5 protein-coding genes and 1 pseudogene are annotated in these 4043 nt (G+C 48.1%); all 6 read left to right on the top strand.

The features are described from left to right. Nucleotides 1–1327 (top strand): annotated as a pseudogene (locus ACMJ0U_RS11665) (hypothetical protein); the annotation flags it as partial. Between the two features lie 38 nt (nucleotides 1328–1365). Then, nucleotides 1366–2244 carry an AAA family ATPase gene (locus ACMJ0U_RS11660; protein WP_005798313.1) on the top strand — a complete coding sequence of 293 codons (879 nt, stop codon included), beginning with the start codon at nucleotides 1366–1368 and terminating at the stop codon, nucleotides 2242–2244. Further along, on the top strand, nucleotides 2244–2870 hold the full coding sequence (locus tag ACMJ0U_RS11655) for an ATPase AAA (protein ID WP_008620887.1): 627 nt from the start codon (nucleotides 2244–2246) through the stop codon (nucleotides 2868–2870). The genes ACMJ0U_RS11660 and ACMJ0U_RS11655 overlap by 1 nt, the downstream gene beginning before the upstream one ends. Then, complete coding sequence (locus ACMJ0U_RS11650; protein WP_008620886.1) at nucleotides 2867–3115, top strand: hypothetical protein; 249 nt, start codon at nucleotides 2867–2869, stop codon at nucleotides 3113–3115. Before ACMJ0U_RS11655 ends, ACMJ0U_RS11650 begins: the two co-directional genes overlap by 4 nt. 82 nt (nucleotides 3116–3197) lie before the next feature. Beyond that, the gene (locus ACMJ0U_RS11645; protein ID WP_417130072.1) at nucleotides 3198–3590 is read left to right on the top strand and encodes a DUF4406 domain-containing protein; all 393 of its coding nucleotides are present in this window, start codon (nucleotides 3198–3200) and stop codon (nucleotides 3588–3590) included. 11 nt (nucleotides 3591–3601) lie between these two features. Then, nucleotides 3602–3874 carry a hypothetical protein gene (locus ACMJ0U_RS11640; protein WP_008620883.1) on the top strand — a complete coding sequence of 91 codons (273 nt, stop codon included), beginning with the start codon at nucleotides 3602–3604 and terminating at the stop codon, nucleotides 3872–3874. Nucleotides 3875–4043: the final 169 nt, after the last annotated feature.

The following is a 4043-nucleotide window of genomic DNA, read 5'->3' as shown; positions in this document are numbered from 1 at the left end:
GGAAACAGGAGAGATATTCAATCCGGAAAACTTTACGGATAAGAACGGGGAACCGAAAGAACTGAGCGAAAGCACTATCCGGAACATACTGAACAACCCGGCAAGCCAGCTGCTGATAGAAAAAGCCTTGCGTGGACGTATGGAATTCTATCATGAGCAAATGCCGCACATGCACCGCCATGGTGGTAAGTTCTCCCTGTCACAAATAACGATGGATGACGTGGATTTGCCGCGTCGGATGAAAGGCGGCGAGTATGTGCATGCCTATTATGCTTATGATGTGGTGAGCCAGTGCCGTATCGGGCTGGCCTACGGGCGGGATAAGGATGATGCCTTGGTAGTGGACTGTTTTCGTGATATGTTCCGGCTCATCGAACGCAACGGATGGGGTATTCCAGCCGGTATTGAGGTGGAGCAGCACTTGATGAGCAAGTATAAAGAAGGATTCCTGAAGGCAGGTGAGGTATTTAAGTTTGTGCATTTCTGTGCCCCACAGAACTCACAGGAGAAATATGCTGAAGCTCTGAACGGTGCGTTCAAGACAACCATAGCACATAAGAACCATGAAGCCATTGGTCGCTGGCATAACAAAGGTGCACGGCGGGTGGACCAGAAGAAAGTGAGTGACAGCAGCAACCACACCTGGGAAGACAGAAAGTATTATACGTTTGAAGAGCTTGTGGCGGACGACCGGCGCGATTGTGAAGAATGGAACAATACGCTTCACCCCAATCAAAAGAAATATCCCGGAATGACCCGTTGGGATGTGCTCGTAGCCAAAATCAATCCGACCCTTCGACCGCTTGATAAACTGACCTTGAGCAGATATATCGGAGAAAAGGTAGATACCAGTATTCGTAGAAATTCCACAGTACGTGTGGCAAATGCGGACTGGTGGCTGAGCGGTCCGGAAGTGCTGGAGCAGCTGGAACCAAACAACCGCAAGGTGACGGCTTACTATCTGCCGGATGAAGAGGGCAAGCCTACGGATGTCTTCCTGTACCAGAACGACCGCTACCTTGACAAGGTTCGTCCGGTAGTGACTTACAACCGGGTGATGGCAGAACAGACCGAAGAAGACCGGGTAGCCTATACAGAGCAAAACAAAGTTCTGAGTCATTTCAGCAAATACCTCAATGACCACGCCATCGGAAAGGTGGGAACCGGTACACCGGATCAGCCAACGGATGACCCGGAAGAGGAACTGGAACTTCCCCCGGTGGAACTATCCGATGATTTGCCAGCCGAATTGTCGGCAGATCCGGAATCAGATTATGAATGGCACTCCGGAATAAGCGAGGCAATGAGGGCCATCAGTGACATGTAAGAATAGAATTAGAACAACATTAAAACAGCGTTAGAATTATGATTACAGAAGCGCAAAAACAGAAGATTTTAGCAGCGATAGCCGCCAACCGTGCGAACTATCCCAGTGATGCCAAGCATGCTGCCTCTTTAGCCATCAGTACATCTGTGTACAGTGCAATCAAGAACGGACAGACAGACAAAGCCCTGAGCGATGCCAACTGGATAAGCATTGCCCGCAAATTAGGGGTGAACCTCCGTGGTGAAATGGAATGGAAAGCAGCCAAGACCCCGACCTTTGAATATATAACTGCCCAGCTGGAGTTCTCACAGCAGTCCAGTCTGTCGGGCATCTTGTGCGACATGCCCAATATCGGCAAGACTTTCACGGCACGTTATTATGTGCAAAGCCACAAGAATGCCGTTTATATCGACTGCTCGCAGGTAAAGACAAAATTGAAGTTGGTACGCAAGATTGCTGCAGAGTTTGGTGTGGACAGCAAGGGGAAGTATTCTGATGTGTATGAAGACCTGGTATATTACCTCCGTTCGATGGAAACCCCGCTTATCATCCTCGATGAAGCAGGCGACCTGCAGTATGAAGCTTTCCTGGAACTGAAGGCCTTATGGAATGCCACTGAGCGCTGCTGCGCCTGGTATATGATGGGGGCAGACGGATTGAAAGAGAAAATCAACCGGTCCATAGAATGTAAGAAGGTGGGCTATACCGAAATGTTGAGCCGTTATGGTGACCGGTACAGCAAGGTGACTCCGGATGATGGAAAGGAGCGCGAACAGTTCTTGAACAACCAGGCACGTATTGTAGCCAAGGTAAATGCTCCTGCGGGGGCTGATATAGCCCAGATTGTACGGAAGACATGCGGTGGTTTGAGAAGAGTCTATACCGAGATTGAGAAACTTAAAATGACAGCGGAATAATGAAGCGTGCGTACAGTCCGAAGGAAATAGCCGCCAAGAAATGGGTTACTCTGCCGTGGGATGAGAAATGGAGCAAACCTTTCGGGTTCCCGGCAGAGAACGCTTCGTGGTTCATCAGCGGTGCCAGTGCCAGTGGGAAAAGCAGCTTTGTGATGCAACTTGGAAAGGAACTGTGCAACTATGGGACGGTGCTGTACATGAGTTACGAAGAGAAAATCAACCAAAGCTTCCAACGGCGTATGGGTTATCTGAAGATGAATGAGGTGCAGGGTAAATTTCGTGTGGTGACAGAAGGCAGTCTGGAGGAAGTGATTGCCAGACTGAAAAAACCGAAAAGCCCGAAGTTTATCATCATCGATTCCTTTCAGGTGGCCGGATGGGATTATCCGCAGGCTGTGGAACTGATGGAAACCTTTCCGAAGAAATGTTTCATCTGGATCAGCCAGGAAAAGAAAAGCCAGCCGATGGGTGGCGGTGCAGTAAGATTGAAATATATCTGTGATATGAAGATTCGGGTGGTCGGTTATAAAGCTTATTGTCAAGGACGCGCCATTGGAGACCCGGGAAGCTATTATGTGGTATGGGAAGACGGAATCATTCAAACAAGTAATAATTTACCAAAATGATTATGGATAATAACGAGAAGGCTTTTGAAAGCTACACCGGAACTGAAGTGTTCCAGATACTGCTGGACGGAAATTCCAGCCGGTCCGTATTGGATGACTGGCTGGAGCGAAACATCCAAAGCGACTTAAAAGTGAGAAGAGCGAAAATGCCCGGTCATGTCGTAATAGAAACGGGTGATGTCTTGTTTGCACGTAATGTGCTGATATGGAATCCAAGTTGTAAAGTAAACATTAAAAAGATTTGAAGTGATGGAAAAGAAAGAAGAAAAGAAATAGTGCTGCATCTGCGGCAAAGAGTATGAGGGCTACGGATACAATCCGTTCCCGGTGAAAGAAGAAGGCTGCTGCTGCCAATCGTGCAACTACAGTGTGGTCGTTCCGGAACGGTGGGAACGGCACAAGGCTTATCAGCGCGGTGAGGCGACCGGTGCCGGGAAGGTGTACATCAGCGGAGCTATCGCGCATTATGACATGGATGAGCGCAAGGAAGCCTTCAGCCGTGCCGAGGAGGAACTGAAGGCACAAGGCTATGACCCTGTAAACCCTTTCAGGAACGGATTGCCGGATGAAGCTCATTGGAGAGCCCACATGCGGGCCGACATTGCCCTGTTGCTGGCTTGTGACTATATCTATATGCTGAAGGACTGGGAACTGAGCAAGGGAGCCAAACTGGAACTTGACGTGGCCAGTTCGTGTGGCATTAAAGTGTTGTTTGAATAAAATTAGTCGATATGGGAAAAATAAAAATGGAAACCGGTGTTGTGGTGATGAAGTTGACCGCTACGGTATATAGAGGAACAATTCGTGAAATCCAATCCTCACGCATAGGTTTTTGCGGGGAGTACAATAAAGAAATACTTTCTAAAATGGGTGATGAGTTCAAAAAGATATTTGCTAAGCAAATTGAGGCTGAATACAAAGGTAAATCAGTGAAGCCGGATAAGATAATTTATCGTGTCAGTACCAAATCAACGGAATGTGAAATGATTCTTAATGGTAAATGACATGGCACAGGAAGTAACCAATTTCGCCCGGTTCTACACATTGTTCAACAAGCTTCCCTGTACAGGAGACCGGGAAGAATTCAAGAAAAGCATTGTGCTGCAGTACACGTGGAACCGGACGGACAGTCTGAAGGAAATGACAGCCAAGGAGTATGAAGCCTGCTGTACG

This window comes from Phocaeicola sp. (assembly GCF_048170425.1).
GTDB lineage: Bacteria > Bacteroidota > Bacteroidia > Bacteroidales > Bacteroidaceae > Phocaeicola.
This window is presented reverse-complemented; position numbering and strand designations above follow the sequence as displayed.

Excerpts from the sequence above, each read along its gene's own strand:
- ACMJ0U_RS11650 (WP_008620886.1), top strand. The coding sequence starts at position 2,867 with ATGATTATGGATAATAACGAGAAGGCTTTTGAAAGCTACACCGGAACT.
- ACMJ0U_RS11655 (WP_008620887.1), top strand. The coding sequence starts at position 2,244 with ATGAAGCGTGCGTACAGTCCGAAGGAAATAGCCGCCAAGAAATGGGTT.
- ACMJ0U_RS11640 (WP_008620883.1), top strand. The coding sequence starts at position 3,602 with ATGGGAAAAATAAAAATGGAAACCGGTGTTGTGGTGATGAAGTTGACC.
- ACMJ0U_RS11660 (WP_005798313.1), top strand. The coding sequence starts at position 1,366 with ATGATTACAGAAGCGCAAAAACAGAAGATTTTAGCAGCGATAGCCGCC.